The sequence below is a fragment of the Bradyrhizobium arachidis genome, assembly GCF_015291705.1.
GTDB classification, from domain to species: domain Bacteria; phylum Pseudomonadota; class Alphaproteobacteria; order Rhizobiales; family Xanthobacteraceae; genus Bradyrhizobium; species Bradyrhizobium arachidis.
This window is the reverse complement of sequence record NZ_CP030050.1, coordinates 8,973,156-8,993,690: the sequence shown is the minus strand read 5'-3', so window position 1 is coordinate 8,993,690 and position 20,535 is coordinate 8,973,156. Positions and strand designations below refer to the sequence as shown.

At 65.6% G+C, this 20,535-nt stretch carries 20 protein-coding genes; 15 read left to right on the top strand and 5 right to left on the bottom strand.

Features of this window, described 5'->3' with window-relative positions; translation table 11 throughout:
• Nucleotide 1: 1 nt before the first annotated feature.
• Nucleotides 2-1,456, bottom strand: a complete 1,455-nt coding sequence (gene hydA / locus WN72_RS42495; protein WP_092215727.1) for a dihydropyrimidinase — start codon at nt 1,454-1,456, stop codon at nt 2-4.
• Nucleotides 1,457-1,565: 109 nt separating this feature from the next.
• Entirely contained in the window at nt 1,566-2,174 is a 609-nt protein-coding gene (locus WN72_RS42490) for a TetR/AcrR family transcriptional regulator (RefSeq protein WP_092215729.1), read from the bottom strand.
• 101 nt (nt 2,175-2,275) lie between these two features.
• Here WN72_RS42490 and WN72_RS42485 point away from each other — a divergent pair, with 101 nt between their 5' ends.
• From WN72_RS42485 to WN72_RS42435, 11 genes are all read left to right on the top strand, one after another.
• Nucleotides 2,276-2,971, top strand: coding sequence for a PspA/IM30 family protein (locus WN72_RS42485; protein WP_092215731.1), 696 nt, complete (start codon nt 2,276-2,278; stop codon nt 2,969-2,971).
• A gap of 54 nt (nt 2,972-3,025) precedes the next feature.
• A complete protein-coding gene (locus tag WN72_RS42480; RefSeq protein WP_027562950.1) occupies nt 3,026-3,301 on the top strand; it encodes a YiaA/YiaB family inner membrane protein in 276 nt (91 codons plus the stop codon).
• Between the two features lie 185 nt (nt 3,302-3,486).
• Nucleotides 3,487-4,542: a hypothetical protein gene (locus WN72_RS42475; protein WP_092215733.1), complete on the top strand. Its 1,056-nt coding sequence runs from the start codon at nt 3,487-3,489 to the stop codon at nt 4,540-4,542.
• A complete protein-coding gene (locus WN72_RS42470) occupies nt 4,539-5,414 on the top strand; it encodes a HesA/MoeB/ThiF family protein (protein ID WP_092215735.1) in 876 nt (291 codons plus the stop codon). The genes WN72_RS42475 and WN72_RS42470 overlap by 4 nt, the downstream gene beginning before the upstream one ends.
• Complete coding sequence (locus WN72_RS42465; protein WP_092215738.1) at nt 5,411-6,610, top strand: hypothetical protein; 1,200 nt, start codon at nt 5,411-5,413, stop codon at nt 6,608-6,610. Before WN72_RS42470 ends, WN72_RS42465 begins: the two co-directional genes overlap by 4 nt.
• Nucleotides 6,607-7,728, top strand: a complete 1,122-nt coding sequence (locus tag WN72_RS42460) for a GNAT family N-acetyltransferase (protein WP_092215740.1) — start codon at nt 6,607-6,609, stop codon at nt 7,726-7,728. Before WN72_RS42465 ends, WN72_RS42460 begins: the two co-directional genes overlap by 4 nt.
• Nucleotides 7,725-8,720: a nitroreductase family protein gene (locus tag WN72_RS42455; RefSeq protein ID WP_092215741.1), complete on the top strand. Its 996-nt coding sequence runs from the start codon at nt 7,725-7,727 to the stop codon at nt 8,718-8,720. The genes WN72_RS42460 and WN72_RS42455 overlap by 4 nt, the downstream gene beginning before the upstream one ends.
• Nucleotides 8,721-8,871: 151 nt before the next feature.
• Nucleotides 8,872-9,936: an amidohydrolase family protein gene (locus tag WN72_RS42450; RefSeq protein ID WP_092215743.1), complete on the top strand. Its 1,065-nt coding sequence runs from the start codon at nt 8,872-8,874 to the stop codon at nt 9,934-9,936.
• 14 nt (nt 9,937-9,950) lie between these two features.
• Complete coding sequence (locus WN72_RS42445) at nt 9,951-11,063, top strand: amidohydrolase family protein (RefSeq protein WP_027562957.1); 1,113 nt, start codon at nt 9,951-9,953, stop codon at nt 11,061-11,063.
• A gap of 15 nt (nt 11,064-11,078) precedes the next feature.
• Complete coding sequence (locus WN72_RS42440) at nt 11,079-11,492, top strand: Rieske (2Fe-2S) protein (RefSeq protein ID WP_092215746.1); 414 nt, start codon at nt 11,079-11,081, stop codon at nt 11,490-11,492.
• 181 nt (nt 11,493-11,673) lie between these two features.
• A complete protein-coding gene (locus WN72_RS42435; RefSeq protein WP_027562959.1) occupies nt 11,674-11,880 on the top strand; it encodes a hypothetical protein in 207 nt (68 codons plus the stop codon).
• Between the two features lie 5 nt (nt 11,881-11,885).
• Here WN72_RS42435 and WN72_RS42430 read toward each other — a convergent pair whose 3' ends face one another.
• The gene (locus tag WN72_RS42430) at nt 11,886-13,445 is read right to left on the bottom strand and encodes a flavin monoamine oxidase family protein (protein WP_092215748.1); all 1,560 of its coding nucleotides are present in this window, start codon (nt 13,443-13,445) and stop codon (nt 11,886-11,888) included.
• Between the two features lie 240 nt (nt 13,446-13,685).
• Nucleotides 13,686-14,531, bottom strand: coding sequence for an SDR family NAD(P)-dependent oxidoreductase (locus tag WN72_RS42425; protein WP_092215750.1), 846 nt, complete (start codon nt 14,529-14,531; stop codon nt 13,686-13,688).
• Between the two features lie 184 nt (nt 14,532-14,715).
• Between WN72_RS42425 and WN72_RS42420 the strand changes: the two genes are divergently transcribed.
• From WN72_RS42420 to WN72_RS42410, 3 genes are all read left to right on the top strand, one after another.
• Nucleotides 14,716-16,212, top strand: a complete 1,497-nt coding sequence (locus tag WN72_RS42420) for an aldehyde dehydrogenase family protein (RefSeq protein ID WP_027562962.1) — start codon at nt 14,716-14,718, stop codon at nt 16,210-16,212.
• Between the two features lie 121 nt (nt 16,213-16,333).
• Nucleotides 16,334-17,461, top strand: coding sequence for an alkene reductase (locus WN72_RS42415; protein WP_092215752.1), 1,128 nt, complete (start codon nt 16,334-16,336; stop codon nt 17,459-17,461).
• A gap of 171 nt (nt 17,462-17,632) precedes the next feature.
• Nucleotides 17,633-18,139, top strand: a complete 507-nt coding sequence (locus WN72_RS42410) for a GFA family protein (protein WP_027562964.1) — start codon at nt 17,633-17,635, stop codon at nt 18,137-18,139.
• Here the strand turns inward: WN72_RS42410 and WN72_RS42405 are convergent.
• Complete coding sequence (locus WN72_RS42405; RefSeq protein ID WP_167380786.1) at nt 18,093-18,554, bottom strand: TfoX/Sxy family protein; 462 nt, start codon at nt 18,552-18,554, stop codon at nt 18,093-18,095. The genes WN72_RS42410 and WN72_RS42405 overlap by 47 nt on opposite strands.
• A 155-nt stretch (nt 18,555-18,709) precedes the next feature.
• Here WN72_RS42405 and WN72_RS42400 point away from each other — a divergent pair, with 155 nt between their 5' ends.
• Nucleotides 18,710-20,371 carry a thiamine pyrophosphate-binding protein gene (locus tag WN72_RS42400; protein WP_027562966.1) on the top strand — a complete coding sequence of 554 codons (1,662 nt, stop codon included), beginning with the start codon at nt 18,710-18,712 and terminating at the stop codon, nt 20,369-20,371.
• Nucleotides 20,372-20,535 lie beyond the last annotated feature (164 nt).

Here is a 20,535-nt window from a genome sequence, read left to right as displayed (position 1 = left end):
ACTACGGCGTCACCGCGCCGCGTGCGACCGCGCGCGGGGCGGTCAGCTCCTTCCAGGTTGAATTCGCCACATGCACCGGCGAGAAGGCGGGACGTTCGACGTAACGCCCATCGCCGGCCTCGGCGCGCAGATCGCCTTCCTTCCAGACGACGCGGCCGCGCGACAGCGTCGCGGCCGGCCCGCCGGTGCAGGCAAAGCCCTCGAACACATTGTAATCGATCTTGCTCATCTGCCGCTTGGCGCTGATGGTCTTGCTCGCCTTGGGGTCCCACAGCACGATATCGGCATCCGAGCCGACCGCGACCGCGCCCTTGCGCGGATAGATGTTGAGGATGCGGGCGATGTTGGCCGAGGTGACCGCGACGAACTCCTCCTTGGTCAGCCGTCCCGTGGCGACGCCCGCGGTCCAGAGCAGCCCCAGTCGGTCTTCGAGGCCGCCGGTGCCGTTCGGGATCTTCCTGAAATCGCCGAGCCCGAACCGCTTCTGCTCCGTGGTGAAGGCACAGTGGTCGGTGGCGACCACCTGGAGCGAGCCGGACTGAAGGCCGGCCCACAGACTGTCCTGGTGAGACTTGTCGCGGAACGGCGGCGACATCACGCGCTGAGCGGAATGATCCCAGTCCCTGTTCTGGTATTCGTCGGCATCGAGCAGCAGATGCTGGATCAGCGGCTCGCCATAGACGCGCTTGCCAGCCGCCCGCGCCCGGGCGATCGCCTCATGTGCCTCGCGGCAGCTGGTGTGCACGATATAGACTGGCGTGCCCGTCATATCAGCGATCATGATGGCGCGGTTGGTGGCTTCGCCCTCGACCTCCGGCGGCCGGGAGTAAGCGTGGCCTTCGGGGCCGGTGACGCCGCGCGCGATCAGCGCATCCTGCATCAACGCGACCACGTCGCCGTTCTCCGCATGGACCACGGGCATGGCGCCGAGATGGGCGCAGCGCGCGAACGAGTTGTAGAGCTCGTCGTCGTTCACCATCAGCGCGCCCTTGTAGGCCATGAAATGCTTGAAGGTGTTGACCCCGTAGGTTTTGACCACGGTCTCCATCTCGTCATGGATCTGCTTCGACCAAGACGTCACCGCCATGTGGAAGCCGTAGTCGGTCACCGCCTTCTCGGATTTGTGCCGCCACTCCTGATAGGCCGCGAGCATCGACTGGCCGGGATCGGGCAGGCAGAAATCCACCACCATCGTGGTGCCGCCGGCGAGCGCCGCCTTCGTTCCCGATTCGAAATCGTCGGCGGTCACCGTGCCCATGAACGGCATCTCGAGATGGGTGTGCGGATCGATTCCGCCCGGCATGACGTAGGCGCCGCCGGCGTCGATGATTTCGGCGCCAGTGGGGGCCTCGAGCGACGTACCCATCGCCACGATCGTCTTGCCGTCGATCAGCACGTCCGCGCGGCGCAAATGATCGTGATTGACGACGGTGCCGCCGCGGATGAGGAGGGGCATGGGAGACTCCGGAGCGAGACAAGGGGACGTTCCGCCACGAAGGCTAAGGGCGGCGTGCGCGATGCGACAGGCGAAATTTTAGTCAGCCGGTCGTTTTGCCGCGCACTCTCTACGCCGCCCGCGCGATCATCCCGTCGATCATCGCACGCACGAGGCCCGCGATCTCCTTGCGCAGCGCCGGCAGGGGAACTGCGACCAGCTTCTGCTCAAGCCCCAGCGCCACCATGCCATGCACGGCCGAGAACAGGCTGCGTGCGGTGATGCCGAGCTCCTCGGGGCTGCGCTTTGGAAACAGGACGGCCAGCGGCTGGTAGATGTGGCGGAACAGCTGCATCTGGTCGTCGATCGACCAGTCGGGCACGGCCTTGCCGGCCTCCATGCGGTGCTCGAACAGCGCGCGCCAGAGTTCGAGATTCTCCGCGGCGAAATCGCAATAGGCGATCGCGATGCGAACCAACGTCTCCTGCGGCGATGGCTCGCCCGCGCTCTCCGCCGCGCTGAGTGCTTCGTCGAGGCGAAGCAGCGTGCGCGAGCCGACGCGCAGGATCAGCTCGTCCACATCGGCCACGAGATTGTAGACCGCACCATTGGCGCAGCCGATCTCGCGGGCGAGATCGCGGGTTTTCAGGCCGGCCAATCCGCGGCTTGCGATCATCCGTTCTGCCGCCAGGATCAGGTCGGCCCGAAGTTTCTCTCGACGTTCCAAGGCTTTAGACATTTGTTAACCAAGGTTGTGAGCGTTGCTCAAATTTATCTTGAGCGACGCTCAAGATGTGCTACAAAGCGCTTGTGAGCAACGCTCATAACAGGGAGCAGCCAATGTTCAAGACCGTAGTGACACTTTTCCGCGGCAGCGTGGCCGCCGCGGGCGAGGAGCTGGAGGACCGGACGGCCCTTCTGATCCTCGACCAGCAGATGCGCGATGCGGCCGCGGCCGTCGAGCGCAGCAAGCGGACGCTGGCGCTGGCGATCGCCCAGGACCAGCAGGAAGGCCGCAAGCTCGAGGCGACCGTCGCCCGTATCGCCGATCTCGAGACGCGCGCGGTTGCGGCGCTCGATGGCGGCCGCGAGGATCTCGCCAAGGAAGCGGCCGAAGCCATCGCAGGGCTCGAGGCCGACCGCGATGCGGCGATGACGGCCCGCGCACTGTTCGCGACCGAGATCGTTCGGCTGAAGCGGCATGTGGCGAATGCGCAGGCCCGCATCACCGAGCTCGACCGCGGCCGTCGCGTCGCCCGCGCTTCGGAAGCGGTGCGCTCGCTTCGCCGCAGCGGTATCGAGGCAGCACGCCCTTACGAATCCACGCTGCCGGAGGCGGAGAGCACCTTGCGGCGCCTGCGCGAGCGCCAGCTGGAGGCCCAGGCGGCTGACGACGCACTGGTCGAGCTCGACGCGGCCACCGGTCCGCTCGCGACCGCCGAGAAACTCGCCGAGCAGGGTTTTGGCCCCCGGCTCAAGACGACCGCGGACGACGTGCTGGCGCGGTTGAAGTCCAAGCGCACCCCGACTGCCTGATCTCGAACCCGATCTCTCAAACCCCATCATCATTCGAACCAACAGGAGACCATCATGAACCAGAACGGCCAACCCCACAGCGGCGCCTGGGTGACCTTCACTTACGCGTCCTTCGCAGCCTCCGCCTTCCTCGTTGCGCTCGGCGTCTTCTTCCTGCCGATCGACCTCTGGATGAAGGGCTATCTCACCATGGGCATCGTGATGCTGATCCAGACCTGCGTCACCCTGACCAAGACCGTGCGCGACAATCACGAGAGCAGCCGGCTGATGAACCGCATCGAGGATGCCAAGGCCGAGCGGCTGCTGATGGAGGTCTCCAAGGCGGCTTGAGACAGCGGCTTGAACCCGGCAACGAGCAAGAGCGGCGGAGCAATGTGCTCCGCTGCTCCCGCGCCGAAAGGGAAATTGTCGGGTGCCTCTGAAGGTTTCATTTACCCTGGGGCGACAGCGCCAGGTTGAGCTTATCGCTCCTTAATACGTGCGAGCGCACAGATCGCCCGATCGAGGGCAGGCAGATGGCGTCTCTGGAAAACGGCGAATCGGCACCGCGCGCGAAGAAGGGTTTTGCGAAGCTCGGTGCAATAGCCGCCAGGCTGCGCGGACAGGCCGGCTTCTGGCTCGGCGCGCTGTCGCAGCCGACCATCGATCTCAGCTTGCGAACATCTCCGGGACTGCGCACACGGATCATCGAATCGCCGGGGCTGTCGCTGCCTCGCGCGGAGCTCGATACGCTCGTCGACCAGCTTCGCATCGTCGCGGCCAAGACGCTGCCGCAGGACAGCCTGACCTACGGCATCTTCTCAGGCGAGCCGGAGCGGCTGGCGTGCGCCATCGTCACGCTGATCTGCGAGGAGGAGAGCGGGCGCCCGATCGCCTTCAACGCGCTGTCGGTCATGGACGTCGCGCTCGACGGCCGGCCGGTCGAGGTCACCCATCTCGGGCTCGTGATGGTCGACCCTGACGTCCGCGGGCAGGGCCTGTCCTGGGTGCTCTACGGACTGACGGCCCTGGTGCTGTTCGCCCGTGACGGGCTGCGTCCGAAATGGATCTCGAACGTCACCCAAGTGCCGTCGGTGGTCGGCATGGTCAGCGACACGTTCTCGGATGTGTATCCGTCGCCGCTGCCCGGCGCGCGCCAGAGCTTTGCGCATCTGCAGCTTGCGCGCGGCATTCTGGCCCGTCACCGCGCCGTGTTCGGCGTCGGCGAGGAAGCGGGTTTTGACGAGGCGCGCTCGATCATCACCAACGCCTATACCGGCGGTTCGGACGCGTTGAAGAAGACTTTCGAGTCCGCGCCGAAGCACCGCAACGCCATCTACAACGATTTCTGCGAGCGCGAGCTTGATTACGCGCGCGGCGACGACGTGCTCCAGCTCGGCCGCATCGATCTCGCCGGCGCGCGGCGCTACGTCCTGAGCGAGGTGCCGCATGGCTCGCTGCCGGCGCTGCTCGCAGCGTCGGCGATGCTCGCGCTGCAACGGCTGGTGCTGCCTTTGGTCTACTGGCTGGACGATACCCGCGCGTATGGCTCGCTGAGGCCGCGCCGTAGCGATGCAGAGGGCGGGCGATGAATTTCGACTATTATTCCTTCACCGGCCGCAATCTCGGCTTCATCGATGAGCGCGAGCAGCAATTGCTGCGGCAGGCGCGCGTGTTCGTCTGTGGCGTCGGCGGCATGGGCGGCGCGGCATTCATGGCGCTCGCACGCGCCGGCGTCGGCAAGTTCGTGATCGCCGACATCGACCGGTTCGAGGTCTCGAACCTGAACCGCCAGGTGTTTGCCTTCGCCGACGAGGTCGGCCGCGAGAAGGCCGACGTCGCCGCGGAGGCGGCGAGGCGCATCAATCCGACCATCGAGATCGACGTGCTCGGCGAAAGCTGGACCAGCGAGCTCTCCGGCATCGCCGAGCGTTGTCCCGTGATCGTCAACGGCATGGACGACATCGCGGCCGGCGTGCACCTCTATCGAACGGCGCGGGATGCGGCGGCCACCGTGATCGACGCCTACATGTCGCCGCTGCCGTCGGTCATCGTGGTGCGCCCGGATGATCCGAGGCCCGAAGAGCGTCTGAATTATCCGACGCGGAACAAGGACTGGCGCGAGATCAGCGAGGCCGATCGGCGCGCGGCGATGCTCGCCGAGATCGAGCACGTGATGCTGCATTCGTCCTCGCGCAACTATGTCGATCTCGAGATCGCGGGCGAGGTCGCCGCCGGGCGGCGCAGCCGGATGTCGTTCGCGCCCATGGTGATCTCGACCGGCATGCTGATGGCCTATGAGGCCATCGCGCTCATCATTGGCCGCAAGTCGGGCACCGATTGCCGCGGCTGGTTCCTCAATCCGCACCGGCCCGCGATCGAGAAGCCGCGCAATGCCATCGTGGCCGCGCTGATGCGCCCGCTGGTCCGCCGCGCCATCGCCGAACTTGCGGGTGGCAAATGAGCGCGGGGGCGATCGCCGATTCCATCGTCAATCTGTGCGGCGCCATCGGCCTTGCCGTGGCCATGATGACGTTCTACCGGCGCGATCCCCGCAGCCCGCTGACGCACCGGCTGCTGGTCGCACTCGGCGTGATTGCCTCGCTGTTCCTGATCCGCGGTGCAGCGTGGTGGACCGGCAGCGTCTTGCTCGATCGCCTGTCGGTGCTGCCGGCCGCGCTGATCCCGCTCGGCGCGCTGATCGTGACCGAAGGCATCTTGCGGCGGCATGCGCCGCGCGCGGTGAAGATCGCCGCGCTCGCCGGCGCCGTGGTGCTGGGGCTCGGCGGCGCGCTCGGCCTCGAGCAGTTCGCAAAACCCTACGCGATTGCGCTGGCGCTGTTGCAGCTCGTGGGCTTCGTGACCTGCGGCCTGCTGCTGGCGCGGCGCGACCGGACAGAGCTGATGGGTTCCGAAAACCGCAGCATCGGGCGGCTCGCCGTCGGCGCGCTGCTGGTGCTGCCCTTCATCCTCACCGATTTCCGCACGCTGTGGCCGGACATTCCGGTTCGGCTCGGCGCACTTGGCGCGCTGCTCACGGTCACGGTCATGCTGATCGCTGGCGGCGGCGCGGAGACGCGGCGGCACGGGCTGACGCTGATGACGGTGCGGCTAGCGAGCTCGGCCCTGCTCGGCATTGCCGCCGCCTTCATGGCAGGGGACGTCGATGCGGCGCAGGTGATCCGGTTCTGCGCGGTCGCAGTGGCCGGCGTGCTCACCATCGGCATGATGACCGACGCGCTTCGAGCCCTGTTCGAATCGCAGGAGCCGGGCCTGCTTAACTCCATGGCCGGATCCCCCGCGCAGACGCGCGCCGAGCTGATTGCCGAGCTCGCGCGCCATCCGATCTTCGAGAGCGCGCGGCGCTTTCGCGCCGTCGACCTCGCCCCTTACGATCCGCCGCTGCTCCATGAGCTCCTGGTGACGTCGCGCGTGCTGCGCCGTTCCGAGGCGCCGTGGGGACTGGCGCTCACCCATCCTGCGGTCGAGCGCATGACGTCGCTGATGACGGCGCACAGCGCCACCCATGTGATTGCGCTGGGGCAGGATCCGATCGAGCTGATCGCGCTGGCGGTGCCCGTTACCTCGGCCGATCCCGCCACCGAAACGGCGCTCACCCTGGTGCAGCGGCTGCTCACCCTCACACCAGAGGCCGCATGACGCTGGAGATTCGCGAGGGCGACCGCAGGGCCGCATTCGATGCTGCGCTGAATGCCTATGGCGCGGACAGTCCCTACGTGCCGCCGCTGTGGAGCGATTTCGACCGGATGTTCGATCGCGCCAAGAATCCCTTCATCACCGAGGGACATGGCCGCTACGCGCTGTTCTCCGCGCATCGCGACGGGAGGCCAATGGGGCGGATCGCTGCTTCGATCCACGACGCCTCCAATCGCAAGCATGGCACGCGCGACGGCGCGTTCGGGTTCTTCGACTGCGTCGACGATGGCGAGGTCGCGGATGCGCTGCTGCATGCGGCGGAACGCTGGCTCACCGAGCGCGGCATGACGGCGATATCAGGCAATTTCAATCTCACGGCGATGCAACAGATCGGCGTGATGACAGATGGATTCGACAAGGCGCCCTTCACCGACATGATGTGGAGCGCGCCGCACATCGCCCGTCATCTCGCGCGCGCCGGCTACAAGGCGGTCTTCCCGATGACGACGTTCGAGATCGCGCTGGACCAGGGCCAGCCGGAGCAGCTGCTCGGCGACAAGCAGCGCGCGGTGCTCGCTGACACCGATTTCGTCTGGCAGCCGATCAAACGCTCCGCGTTCAAGGTGCGCCTCGAGGACGCCCGCCTGATCCTCAATGACGGCTTTGCCGAGAACCCCATGTTCGTGCCGCCGACAGCCGCCGAATATCTGTTCCAGGCCGGCGATATGATGTGGGTCATCGACAAACGGATCTCGACCGTGGTCTATCACCGCGGCCGCCCGGCCGGCGCCATCATCGCGATCCCCGATCTCAATCCGCTGGTGAAGTCGGTCGGGGGCCGGATCGGACTGTCGGCGCCGTTTCGTTTCCTGAAGCACCGCTTCAGCAACACCCGCGCCGTCCTGATCTACCAGTCGGTCTGCCGCGATTTGCATAATCGCGGGCTCAACGGCGCGATGCTCTATCGCACCGCGCTGGCGCTGCGCGAGGCCGGCTACCGCACGCTCGGCGGAACCTGGATCGCCGACGTCAACGGCGCCTCGTTGCATCAGGCCGAGAAGGTCGGCGCCAGGCCGCTGCACCGGCTGCATCTGTACACCAAGCCGTTGGCGGCGTCATGAGCCTCCTGACGCCGGATCTGTTGCGCGAGCTCGTCGCGGAGGCGCGGCTGGCGCCGAGCGTTCACAACATTCAGCCGACGCGCTGGCAGATGCTCGCCGACGGCCGGCTGGCGCTGGTCGACGACACCACGGTGCGGGCACCCGTCGCCGATCCCACCGGCCACGATGTGCGCGTTTCGCACGGCGCGGCGCTGGAGGGGATGAGCCTCGCGCTCAATCGGCGTGGACTGTCGATTGCCGACGTTGCGATTGATGATCAGAAATCCACCTCACCCCATGCGGTGGTGTGCAGGCTAACGATCGGCAGCGGTGCTACCTCCGATCCGCTGGTGGACAACGCGCCACGGCGGATGTCTTGGCGCAGCACTTTCGCCGCATCGTCCCAGGACGAGGCATCGCTCGCAGAGCTCACGGCCTCACGCGACGATCTCGTTTGCATCCGCGACCGCAAACAGGTCGCGGACATCGCGGCCTGGGCGGACGAGGCCGAACTGTCCTTCATTCGTGCGGCTGATTTCCGGCGCGAGTTGCTGACATGGATGCGGCTGTCGCCGAATGATCCCCTCTATCTGCAAAGCGGCCTCAATCGCGAGGCGCTTGCGATGAACGCGATCGAGGCGGTCGGCGCCCGCCTCGTGCTGGGTCCGCTGTTCCCGCTGCTCGACAGGCTCGGTCTCGCGGCGCCCCTGCTGTCCGACCATGCCAAGACGCAATCGGCGGCGGCCATGATCCTGTTCTGCCGCCCGCGTGGCGAGGATCCGCTTCTGAGCGGCCGCCATTTCTATCGGGCATGGCTGGAGATCGATCGCGCGGGCCTCAAAGCCTGTCCGATGTCGTCGCTGGCCGATCATCCCGCCTTCAATGACAGGCTGCGCGCGATGGCGCGGCTCAGTGACGAAGTGCGTCTCGTCAATGTGTTCCGCGTCGGCCGTCCCTCGGCATCGACATCGCCGCGACATTTCCGGTTGCCGGTCGATCAACTGATCGTCTAGCGCCGTCGCGCCTCATATCGCGCCTGCGAGATGCAACCGAGCCATGACGGATCACGCGGGCGTGCGCTCTTGCGCGCCGAAGCGGGCAGGGGCACTCTGCGCATGCGGCGCACAAAGAACGCCGCCAATAAGACCTGCGCGAGGAAGCTCCATGGCGGCGACGCGGATCGACTGCGACATCCACCCGGCGGTTGGTGGCACACGCACGACGCTGCTTCCCTATCTCAGCGATCACTGGAAAGAGCAGGTGGTGAGCCGCGCCATCGACGGGCTCGATCTTACCTCCTATCCGCCGAGCATGCCGTTTTCGGGCCGCGCCGACTGGCGGCCGGCCAATGGCGCCAAGCCCGGCTCCGATCTCGCGATGGTGCAGAAGGGCGCGTTCGAGCAGCTCGGTGCCAGCCACGCCATCCTCAACGTGCTCTACGGTGCGCAGGCCGTGTTCGACGCCTATATGGCGGCCGACTTCTGCAAGGCGATCAACGACTGGATCGCCGCCGAATGGCTGTCGCGCGACCCGCGCCTGCGCGCTTCCATCGTGGTGCCGATGCAAGCGCCGGATCTCGCCATCGAGGAGATCGAGCGCCGCGCCGGCGACAACCGTTTCGTCTCCATCCTGGTGCTGGCGCAGGGCGAGACGCTGCTGGGACGGCGGCATTTCTGGCCGGTCTACCAGCTCGCCGAGAAGTACAAGCTGCCGCTCGCGATCCATGCCGGCACGCAATACCGGCAGGCGCCGAGCTCGGCCGGCTGGCCGTCGCACCGCTACGAATATTACTTCGTCGAGGCACAGGCGTTTCAGGCCCAGATCCTGAGCCTGATCTATGAGGGCGTGTTCGGCAAGTTCCCGAACCTCAAGGTCGTGCTGATGGAATCGGGCGTGAGCTGGTTACCGGCCTTCATGTGGCGCGCCAACAAGACCTGGCGCGGCGTGCGTGTCGAGGTGCCGTGGGTCGAGCGCGAGCCGGCCGCGATCATCCGCGAGAATTTTCGCGTCACCATGCAGCCGTTCGATGCGCCCGGCGACGCCAGAAGTGTCGAGGAGATCATCGACCAGATCGGCTCCGAGAAGATGTTCCTGTTCGCGTCCGACTATCCGCACTGGCAGTTCGACGGCGACGATCCGATCCCGCCGAATCTGCCGAAGAGCATCATCGCAAAGATGTGTGTCGACAATCCGCTGGAGACGTTTCCGCGGCTGTCACTCGCCAACTAATTCAGGAGGATCGCATGAGTGAGGTCATCGACCGTCCGCTGCGTGACGACGAAAAGCCCACCGCGACGCGGCTGCGCATCGTTGATTGCGATGTGCATCCAAGCCTGCGCTCGACGGACGATCTCAACGAGTTCCTGCCGAAGCGCTGGCAGCAGCATTTGCGGGAATATGGCAGCCATCTGCGTACGCCGTATCTCTTTACCACGCCCTATCCGCGGTCCTCGCCGTTGATCGCGCGGCGCGACGCCTGGCCGCCGACCGGCGGGCCGCCCGGCTCCGATCTCGCCTTTATGCAGAAGCAGCATCTCGATCCGCTCGACGTCGAGTTCGGCATTTTGCAGGTGCTCGACCTCTTCATCTTCTCGCAGCAGAACCTCGAGTTCGGCGCCGCGATCCAGCGCGCCATCAATGACTGGCAGCTGGCGTTCTGGTCACATCGCGATCCGCGTCTGAAGGCCTCGATCCTGGTCGGGCAGGATGGCGTGGACCTTGCCATCGCCGAGATCGAGCGCTGTGCGAAGATCGGCGAATACATCCAGATCAACGTCTCGCCGCGCGCCAACGAGCCGCTCGGCCGCCGCCGCTACTGGCCGATCTACGAGCGCGCGCAGGCGCTCGACCTGCCGCTCGGCATCCATGTCGGCGGTTATGGTGGCCACGCGCCAACCGGCGGCGGCTGGCCGTCTTATTATGTCGAGGAGCACCAGTCGAACGCGCACACCATCGCGGCGCAGCTTGCGAGCCTCGTCATCGAGGGCGTGCCGGAGCGGTTTCCAAAACTGAAGATCGTCTTCATCGAGGGCGGCTTCGGCTGGATCCCGTCGGCGGTGTGGCGCATGGACCAGCACTTTGAGCGCTTCCGCAGCGAAGTGCCGCACCTCAGGCGCAAGCCGTCGGAATATGTCCGGGAGCATTTCTGGTTCACGACCCAGCCGATCGACGAGCCCGACGAGGCGCGACATCTGCGCGCGCTGATCGAATGGGTCGGCATCGACCGTCTGCTGTTCTCGTCGGACTATCCGCATTGGGACTTCGACGATCCGCGCTTCGCCTTCAAGACGCCGCTGACCGAGGCCGAGCGGAAGAAGATATTCAGCAGCAATGCCCGCGCGGTCTACAAGTTCTGAAGGTTTTGAGAGGACATGGCTCGTCACATCGTCGCCACCACCTCGGAGATCCCGCCCGGCGGCAACAAGGTCGTCGATATCGCCGGGCGTGACATTGTCGTGTTCCATGTCAATGGCGAGTTCTTCGCGCTGCTGAACCGCTGCCCGCACGAGGGCGCGCCGCTGGAGAAAGCGGCCTGCGTGGCGCGGCTGACCTCGCCGGAGCCGGGCGTCTATGAGCGCTCGCGCGTCGGCGAGATGCTGCGCTGTCCCTGGCACGGCTGGGAATTCGACATGCGCAACGGCCAGTCCTGGTTCGACCCGAAACGCGTCAAGATCCGATCATATCCGGTCGCGGTGGAGCGCGGCGAGGAACTCCAGAAGGGCCCGTATGTCGCCGAGACGTTTCCGGTGCATGTCGAAGACAGTTATGTGATTGTCGAGGTCTGAAGTCACACACCGTCATTCCGGGGCGATGCGAAGCATCGAACCCGGAATCTCGAGATTCCGGGTCTGGTCCTCCGGACCATCCCGGAATGACACGTTGATGGGTCCGCGATCCTCATCACGCATTGAGATTCCAACGCAGGTGCGATATGGCTCTCGCGCTTTCCAGAGGCGGAGATGAGCTTTGTCGAAACAATCCCTGCGTGAGGAGGCCGAGCGCCTGATCCGCGAATCGATGGAAAAGAAGACCATCGTCGTCAAGCAGGGCACGACCCGCATCGAGGCCGTCTGCGGCAAGTGCGGCGCGCCGAACCGGGTCCAGGCGGAAAAAGGCCAGAGCCGCGTTAAGTTCGCCTGCAAGAATTGCGGGCACAAGCAAGAGACGCTGTAACGGTTTCAGGCGGATTTGCGCCTGCCCGAGCGCGCGATCGTCCTCAGGATCGCCGAACCTGCCTTCAGGCCGGACTGAAGCGCGCCTTCCATGTAGCCGTAATAGGCAAAGCAGGTGTGCTCGCCCGCAAAATACATGCGCTTGTGAAATGCGCTGTTGAGCAGCGGTCCGGCGCGCGTGACTTCGCCGGGCGCGGGACAGGAATAGCCGGCACCGGTCCAGGGATCGGCGGGCCACGGAATGAAGTCGGGGGGCTGGGACAGATTGTCCTCATAGCCGCGATAGACCTGGCCGATCCGCGAGGCGTAGAATGCATCGACGGCGGACTTGCCGCCGCGCTCCCATTGTCGAAGGGCTTGCTGTGCCGGTCTGCTGCCGGCGAACAGGCTGAGCTCGACCTCGCGCCCGCGCGGCGCGATCTGATTGTCGGTGCCTTCCCAGGTGACGCCGAAGCGGCTCGAAGTCGCGGCCGGTGCCAGCCCATGGTCGATCCAGAAGCGGCGCTTGACCGGACTGAGGTATTTCACGGCCGTTCCCATCGAGATGTAATGGTCGGACGTGAGTTGTGGCGTGATCTCGATCTTCGCGAAGCGACCGCCGGGCCACAAGCTCGGCGGAATCGCAAGCACGACGTAGTCGGCGAGGTGGAAGGCCGCCCCCTCCGGCGTGATCGTCACGCCCTCCTTGTCGATGTCGATCGCGACGACAGGCGAGGACAGATGGACCACTCCTCCGACGTTCCTGATTTCCTCGGCAAGGTGCTCGGCCAGCGCTTGATTGCCCTCCGAGCAGCGTAGCGTCTCGGTCTGGGTGAAAAAGGCGGCTGGGTGTCCCTTGAGCGCGCCGCCATGGACCACGGCGAAATTGGCGAGCAGGCTCTGTCTCTCGACGGGCTGACCCGCGTCGTTGCTGAACTGCTCCTTCATCGCGAGCTTGGCGAGACGCGAACAAGGTTCGCCCCGAATCCAGTCCGCCATGGACTGCTGATCCAGCGCGTCGGCATCGGAGGTGAGCCAGGGCGCATGCTTGTGCACGTGCCGCGCGCGCTTTGCCATCCGCCCGAAGGCCACCTCCATCTGCTCGAACAGGGTCTTGAGCGCGAACGGATTCGAGATCTTTCGACCGTCGAGATAGATCGGCATGTCGAGATCGAGCGCGTCGAAATTCGAGTCCAGCGTGAACAGCGAGAGGCCCAGCCGGAACTGACGCGCCAGGGCCAGCCACAGCGGATGATTGTAGCCGATCAGCTCACCGCCCGCTTCGACCACGCCGCTCGCCTTGTTCTTGCTCCAGACGCGGCCGCCAACGCGTTCGCGCGCCTCGAAAATCGTCACGTCGCAGCAATGGGCGAGCGTGTAGCCGGCCATCAGGCCGCCGAGTCCCGCTCCGACGATCGTGACACGCGGCCGTCGCGCCACCCGCGCCGGGCGTGGCATGTCGCGGGGAGGTGTGGCCGCCGTGACGACCATGGCGTTCGCGAGTGTCGAACTGACCAGCTTCTGACGGTCGAAGCCGATGAACTTCCTGCCGTAACGGCGATTGAGCCGTGCGTAAATCGAGCGCATGATCGAAATCCTCGGATCGAAATCAAAAATCGAAAAACAATCTCAAACGGTCGAGGACCCCATTGAGAGTGCAGCGAGAGGCGCCGGGCGGCCCTCGAATTCGATGGGTCCGGGGATCGAGGATAACCCGCAACCTCTGGTCGTGTCGAGGGCGGGGCGCGGCTATGGTGCCGCGTGCAAACTTTGGTGCTCGCACCGCGCCTGTTGAGCGGCGCTGCTTCTGGGCCTCGGTGGCGCGGTCTACTCCCCGTCCACAAATCTCTTGAACGCATCCGCGTAATCCGGATGCCAGCGCGACAGCGGCGGGCGGTTCTCGACGATGTCGCCGGCGGCCCACAGCATGCGCTTCTCGTCCAGCGCCCGCGGCACGTCGTTATCAGGGCACAGGATATAGAAGTCGCCGGCCTCCAGCCGCGTCAGCATGAAATCGACCGTCTGCTCAGCCGTCCAGGCGCCGGCCGGCTTTTCGGTGCGGCCCTTCGCGGTGAGGCCGGTGAAGACGAAGCCGGGGATCAACAGATGCGCGGTGATCCTGCAATCCCTGGTGTTGCGAAGCTCGTGCTGGAGCGCTTCCGTGAACGCCTTCACGCCGGCCTTGGAGACGTTGTAGGCGGGATCGCCGGGCGGCGTGGTGATGCCCTGCTTGGAGCCGGTGTTGATGATGAGGCCCGACTTGCCGCGCGCCATCATGTTGGGCGCGAAGATGTGCGAGCCGTTGATGATGCCCCACATGTTGACGCCGATGATCCGCTGCCAATTGTCCGGCTCGGCGAACAGCGTGCTGCCGGGCTGGATGCCGGCATTGTTCATCAGGATGTCGGTTCCGCCAAAGCGCTCGCGCACGGCGCGCTCCAGTTCCGCCACGCTCTCGGCCTTGCCGACATCGACGGCGAAGGTCATCACATGTGTGGCGGACGCGATCGATGACAGTTTTGTTGCGGATTCTGCGAGGCGTGCCTGATCGACATCGGCGATGCACACCTTCATGCCGGCACGCGCGAAAGCCATGGCGGCGGCCAGTCCGATGCCGGATGCGCCACCCGTGATCACGGCGACATTGTCTTTGACGATGGCGGAATGTGGCATGGTTGGTCTCCGGAGCAGGGGCTGGGCCGAGCTATAACATGGCGCTCGCGGGACCCTGCACAAGTCGGCATGGCAGGGCTTCGTTCCGCGCTGACTTTACGCCTTTCCGGCAGCGCTGTATTCTCTTCGACCTAACGATCCCGCCCAGATCGAACCAATCAATCACCTGACAGGGAGTGCAGCCATGGCTGTGTCGCAGGCTATTCCGATCACGCGCCATCCGTTCGCCAACGGGTCCTACAAGCAGATGCTGATCGACGGCAAATGGGTCGATGCGGCCTCCGGCAAGCGCTTCGAGACCCACAATCCCGCCACCGGCGAGCTGCTTGCAACCGTCGCGGAGGGCGACAAGGAAGACATCGACCGTGCGGTCGCGGCTGCCCGCCGCGCCTTCGAAGGTCCCTGGAGCAAGGTCAAGCCGTTCGAGCGGCAGAACCTGCTGCTCAGGCTCGCCGATCTCGTCGAGAAGAACTTTGACGAATTGTCGCAGCTCGACACGCTCGACATGGGCGCGCCGGTCAGCCGCACCCGTGCCTATCGCCTGCGCGCTGTCGGCATGCTGCGCTACTATGCCGGCCAGACCACCGCGATCCATGGCGAGACCATCGAGAACTCGCTGCCCGGCGAGATCTTCTCCTATACGCTGAAGGAGCCGATCGGCGTCGTCGGCGCGATCATTCCCTGGAACGGTCCGCTTACCGCGACGATCTGGAAGATCGGGCCGGCGATCGCGACCGGCTGCACCGTGGTGCTCAAGCCCGCCGAAGAAGCGCCGCTGACCTCGCTGCGCATCGCCGAGCTCGCGCTGGAAGCTGGCATTCCGCCCGGCGTCGTCAACGTCGTGCCCGGCTATGGCGAGACCGCGGGCGCCGCGCTCGCCTCGCATCCTGACGTCGACAAGGTCGCCTTCACCGGCTCGCACGTCACCGGACAGTCGATCATCCGCGCCTCCGCCGGCAACCTCAAGCGCGTCTCGCTCGAGCTCGGCGGCAAATCGCCGGACATCGTGTTCGCCGATGCCGATCTCGATGCCGCAGTTCCCGGCGCCGCGATGGCGGTGTTCGCGAATTCCGGGCAGATCTGCAGCGCCGGCACCCGCCTGTTCGTCGAGCAGTCGATCTACGAGGAGTTCGTCGGCCGCGTCGCCGAGTTCGGCAAGAAGCTCCAGGTCGGCAACGGGCTCGATCCCAACACCCAGATCGGCCCGCTGGTCTCCGAGCAGCAGCTCGAGCGCGTCACCGGCTATCTCGACATCGGCCAGAAGGAAGGCGCGAAGGCGCTCGCCGGCGGCGGCCGCGTCACCGAAGGCGCGCTGTCGAAGGGCTTCTTCGTCTCGCCGACGGTGTTCGCCGGCGTTCAGGACAACATGCGCATCGCGCAGGAGGAGATCTTCGGCCCTGTCATCTCCGCGATCGCGTTCAAGGACATGGACGAGCTGGTCAAGCGCGCCAACAACACCACGTTCGGCCTCGGCTCCGGCCTGTGGACGCGCGACGTCAGCAAGGCCCATGCGGTCGCGAAGAGCTTGCGCGCCGGCTCGGTGTGGGTGAACTGCTATCAGGCGATGGACCCGGCCGTGCCGTTCGGCGGCTACAAGATGAGCGGCTACGGCCGTGAGTCCGGCAAGCAGCATGTCGAGGAATATCTCAACGTGAAGGCCGTCTGGATCAAGACGGCGTAAGACCTGTTCTCTCCCGGCGTTCCGCGGGAGGGAATATCTGCTTTTAGAGGGGCGGCACCTTTTCCGGGTCCCGCCCCTCGCTATATGATCCACGTCCTTCCATAGCCATTTCGGGGCCAGCATGAAATTCGAGGCGTTGTTTAAACCGTTGCAGGTCGGTCCGTACAAGCTTGCACATCGCGTCGCGATGGCGCCGCTGACGCGCATGCGCGCCGAGCGCGAGAGCTTTTCGCCGCGGCCGCTCAACGCCGAATATTACGGCCAGCGTGCAACAAAGGGCGGCCTGATCATCGCCGAGGCTTCTCCCGTGCTTTCGCACGGCCGCGGTAATCCGGCGACACCCGGCATCTATACGGAGGCGCAGATCGCCGGCTGGCGCAAGGTGACGGATGCCGTGCACGCCAAGGGCGGCATCATCTTCCTTCAGCTCTGGCATGTCGGCCGTGTCTCGCATTCCTCCTTCCATGGCGGTGAGCTGCCGGTCTCGGCTTCGGCGATTGCGATCAAGGCCGAAGGCATGCAGGCGATGACCGCCGACGGCAAGATTTCCGACTACGAGACGCCGCGCGCGCTGGAGACCGACGAGGTCAAGGACATCGTCGAGGCCTTCCGGCAGGGCGCCAAGAACGCGCTCGCCGCCGGCTTCGACGGCGTCGAGATCCACGGCGCCAACGGCTACCTGCTCGAGCAATTCCTGCAATCGCGCAGCAACCAGCGCACCGACCAATATGGCGGCTCGATCGGGAACCGCGCGCGGCTTCTGCTCGAGGTCACGCAGGCCGCGATCGACGTCTGGGGTGCCAACCGCGTCGGCGTGCGGCTGTCGCCCCACGGCATCGCCAATGATTCCGGCGAGCCCGATCCGATGCCGCTCTACACCCATGTGGTTAAGGCGCTCGACAAGCTCGGCCTCGCTTACCTCCACTTCATCGAGCCGCGCTCCAGCGGCGCCGGCCGCGCCGACGTGCACTGGGAGAACGTGCCCTCCGCGATGGTGCTGTTCCGCCCGCACTACAGCGGCGTGCTGATGACCGCCGGCGGCTTCACCGGCGAGACCGCGAACGCGGCGATCGCCGACGGCCACGCCGACATCATTGCCTTCGGCCGCATCTTCATCTCCAATCCCGATCTGCCGCACCGCCTTGCGCACGACTACCCGATCACGCCGTACAACCGCGCGACGTTCTATGGCGGCGAGGAGAAGGGGTATACGGATTACCCTGTCTATGACGAGCTGACGCCGGCCTGATCCGTCATTGCGGGGCGATGCGCAGCATCGAACTATGATGCGCAATCGCGCATCTGAGAATCCATCTAACGTCCTGGCTTGCCGCCCAATGGATTCCGGGCTCGCGACTTCGTCGCGCCCCGGAATGACAATCGTGTATTGTCGTCTCCATAACGACGTTCAGGAAACACCATGGCCAAAGCCGCAGTCGCCGCAGGAACCGCCACCGGCCAATGCCTCTGCGGCAAGGTCACCTTCGAGATCGACGTTCCCGCGCGCTGGGCCTGGCACGACCATTCCGCGGCAAGCCGCCGCGCGCATGGTGCGGCCTACGCCACCTATGTCGGCAGCTGGAAGAAGCGCTTCCGCATCACGTCAGGCAAGACCGCGCTGACCCGTTACGAGGACAAGGCCACCAAGACCGCGCGCAGCTTCTGCTCGCATTGCGGCACGCCGATCGCCTATGAGCGTCCGCGCGGGCCCCACATGGTCAACATCCCCCGCGCGCTGTTTACGGAGCGCACCGGTCGCCAGCCGCTCTACCACATCGCGATCGAGGAGCTGCAGGAGTGGGCCTATACCGGCGAGCCCCTGGTGCCGCTGAAAGGCTTTCCCGGCGTGGTCTGGCAGCGCTCGAAAAAGAAGAAGCGCGCTAGCGGCGAGGACCCGTTCGAGCTTGGCCGCGAGGAGCAGTTTTAGTCTTTGGCTTGGCGGTTGTCTTGGCGATTGTCTTCGCGATTGTCCTGGCAGCTGCCTTGCGCGGCGCGGCCTTCTTCGATTTGGTTTCCTTGGGCGTCGCCGCTACGAAGTCGAGCCCGCGCTTGACCCATCGCTTCAGATCGGCGCCGCTTTGGTAGCCTTCCGGCGCGACGCGCACAAATCCCCTCATGATGCGCCCGCGCATCTCCATCGGTGTCGTGTGCGGCTCTTCCAGCATGCGCGCATGCGCCTCGGGGCCGACGCGGATCATCATTCCGCCGCGGCCGCTGATGGTGCAGCACATGGTGTTATCGACCATGAAGCAGAGGCCGCCCATCATCTTCTTTTCCGCCACGTGGCGCTGGCCGGCCAGCAATTTGCGCACCCGTGCCGCAGTCTCTTCGTCATACGCCATTGTGCTTCCCCTTGCGGGCTGACGCCTGGGTCGATCCATGTTCCCAGCTTACGCGCGCCCGCGCAAGGCAGCCATGAGGACACTCCATTGCGCGTCGCCTCCGAGTTCGGCCATCATGCGACCGGCCGCAGCAACGTCCGCGGCACGGAGGAAACATGAAGAACAAGATCACCGGCCGCTCCGCCTTTCTCGCGCTGCTCAAGGACGAAGGCATCACCCATCTGTTCGGCAATCCCGGGACCACCGAGCTGCCGATCATGCACGCGCTGAAGGACCATCCTGACCTCACCTATGTGATGGCGATGCAGGAGAGCCTGGTGGTCGCGATTGCCGACGGCTACAGCCGCGCGTCGGGCAAGCTGGTTGCCTGCAACGTCCATGTCGCGCCCGGCCTCGGCAACGCGATGGGCTCGCTCTACAACGCCCAGTTCACGGGCACGCCGATGATCCTGACCGCGGGCCAGCAGGAGCAGGGCCACGGCCTGATGGAGCCGGTGCTGTACGGTCCCTTGGTGCGGATGGCCGAGCCGCTGGTGAAATGGGCAGTCGAGGTGACGCGGCTGGAGGATCTGCCGCGCATCGTGCGCCGCGCGGCCAAGGTTGCGATGACACCGCCGACCGGGCCGGTGTTCATCTCGCTGCCCGGCGACATCCTCAACAGTGAGGCCGGCATCGATCTCGGCCGCTCCACCCGCATCGACGCGCGCACAAAACCGTCGGACGAGGCGCTCCGGGCCTTCGCCGCGCGATTGCTCAAGGCCGAGCGCCCCGTGATCGTCACCATGGACGAGGTGGTCAAGAGCGATGCGCTGAAGGAAGCCGCAGAGCTCGCCGAATTGCTCGGCGCCGCTGCCTACCAGTCATCGACGCCCTATGGCGCGCACTTCCTGTCGGAGAGCCCGAGCTTTGTCGGCACGCTCGCGCGCGTGCAGAAAGTCGCACGCGATACGCTGGCGCCGCACGATCTGCTGGTCGCGCTCGGCGGCGATCCCTTGCGGATGTCGGTCTATAGCGAGGTCGACGCGCTGCCTGATGGCCTCGGCATCGTGCAGATTGGCCTCGTCGATTGGGAGATCGCCAAGAATTACGGCGCCGAGATCGCGCTGAAGGCGGACGTCAAGGAAACGCTGCGCGCGCTGATCCCGATGCTGAAAGACATGGGCGGCGCGGCGCTCGCAAACCGCGCCAGGGAGCGTCTCGCTGAACTGGCACCAAAGAACTGGACCGCGCGCCGCGCCGCGTTGGTCGAGCAGATCGGCAAGAGTGCGGGCCGCAACCCCATCGATCCGGACTATCTGGTGCTGCAGATGGTCGAGGCCATGCCCGATCACGCGATCCTGGTCGACGAAGGCCTCACCTCCAGCCGCCAGATCACGAACCTGCGTCCGCACCGCGACCGCTATGGCTATCACGGCCTTGCCTCCGGCGGCATCGGCTGGGGCCTGCCGGCGTCCGTCGGCGCCAGCATCGCCAACCCGGATCGCCCGGTCGTGTGCTTCTCCGGCGATGGCAGCGCGATGTATTCGATCCAGTCGCTGTGGACCGCGGCGCATCACAAGCTGCCGCTCAACGTCGTCATCGCCAACAATGGCGGTTACCGCATCATCAAGCAGCGCCTGCTCGCCTTCCATGGCGACGACAATTACGTCGGCATGGACTTTGCCGATCCGCCCGTGGATTTCGCCGGTGTCGCGAAAGCGCTGGGCTGCGAGGCGATCAGGATCAGCGATCCGCGCGAGCTGAAAGCGACGCTGGCGTCGGCGTTCAATCGGCCAGGAACGAAGCTGATCGAGGTGATGGTGGACGGGAAGGTGTAGGGCAAGGAAGATGCAGCGACAGCATCCTCTGCCTCATCACCGTCACCCTGAGGCGCCGGAGCGAAGCGGAGGCCTCGAAGGGCGACGGCCCGGCTGCATCTCGGCCGTTCATCCTTCGAGGCTCGTCCGGCGGTGCTTGCACCGCCGGTCTCGCACCTCAGGAT

Bases quoted from the DNA above. Each gene is read 5' to 3' on its own strand.
- hydA (WP_092215727.1), bottom strand. From the start codon at position 1,456: ATGCCCCTCCTCATCCGCGGCGGCACCGTCGTCAATCACGATCATTTG.
- WN72_RS42490 (WP_092215729.1), bottom strand. From the start codon at position 2,174: ATGTCTAAAGCCTTGGAACGTCGAGAGAAACTTCGGGCCGACCTGATC.
- WN72_RS42485 (WP_092215731.1), top strand. From the start codon at position 2,276: ATGTTCAAGACCGTAGTGACACTTTTCCGCGGCAGCGTGGCCGCCGCG.
- WN72_RS42480 (WP_027562950.1), top strand. From the start codon at position 3,026: ATGAACCAGAACGGCCAACCCCACAGCGGCGCCTGGGTGACCTTCACT.
- WN72_RS42475 (WP_092215733.1), top strand. From the start codon at position 3,487: ATGGCGTCTCTGGAAAACGGCGAATCGGCACCGCGCGCGAAGAAGGGT.
- WN72_RS42470 (WP_092215735.1), top strand. From the start codon at position 4,539: ATGAATTTCGACTATTATTCCTTCACCGGCCGCAATCTCGGCTTCATC.
- WN72_RS42465 (WP_092215738.1), top strand. From the start codon at position 5,411: ATGAGCGCGGGGGCGATCGCCGATTCCATCGTCAATCTGTGCGGCGCC.
- WN72_RS42460 (WP_092215740.1), top strand. From the start codon at position 6,607: ATGACGCTGGAGATTCGCGAGGGCGACCGCAGGGCCGCATTCGATGCT.
- WN72_RS42455 (WP_092215741.1), top strand. From the start codon at position 7,725: ATGAGCCTCCTGACGCCGGATCTGTTGCGCGAGCTCGTCGCGGAGGCG.
- WN72_RS42450 (WP_092215743.1), top strand. From the start codon at position 8,872: ATGGCGGCGACGCGGATCGACTGCGACATCCACCCGGCGGTTGGTGGC.
- WN72_RS42445 (WP_027562957.1), top strand. From the start codon at position 9,951: ATGAGTGAGGTCATCGACCGTCCGCTGCGTGACGACGAAAAGCCCACC.
- WN72_RS42440 (WP_092215746.1), top strand. From the start codon at position 11,079: ATGGCTCGTCACATCGTCGCCACCACCTCGGAGATCCCGCCCGGCGGC.
- WN72_RS42430 (WP_092215748.1), bottom strand. From the start codon at position 13,445: ATGCGCTCGATTTACGCACGGCTCAATCGCCGTTACGGCAGGAAGTTC.
- WN72_RS42425 (WP_092215750.1), bottom strand. From the start codon at position 14,531: ATGCCACATTCCGCCATCGTCAAAGACAATGTCGCCGTGATCACGGGT.
- WN72_RS42420 (WP_027562962.1), top strand. From the start codon at position 14,716: ATGGCTGTGTCGCAGGCTATTCCGATCACGCGCCATCCGTTCGCCAAC.
- WN72_RS42415 (WP_092215752.1), top strand. From the start codon at position 16,334: ATGAAATTCGAGGCGTTGTTTAAACCGTTGCAGGTCGGTCCGTACAAG.
- WN72_RS42410 (WP_027562964.1), top strand. From the start codon at position 17,633: ATGGCCAAAGCCGCAGTCGCCGCAGGAACCGCCACCGGCCAATGCCTC.
- WN72_RS42405 (WP_167380786.1), bottom strand. From the start codon at position 18,554: ATGGCGTATGACGAAGAGACTGCGGCACGGGTGCGCAAATTGCTGGCC.
- WN72_RS42400 (WP_027562966.1), top strand. From the start codon at position 18,710: ATGAAGAACAAGATCACCGGCCGCTCCGCCTTTCTCGCGCTGCTCAAG.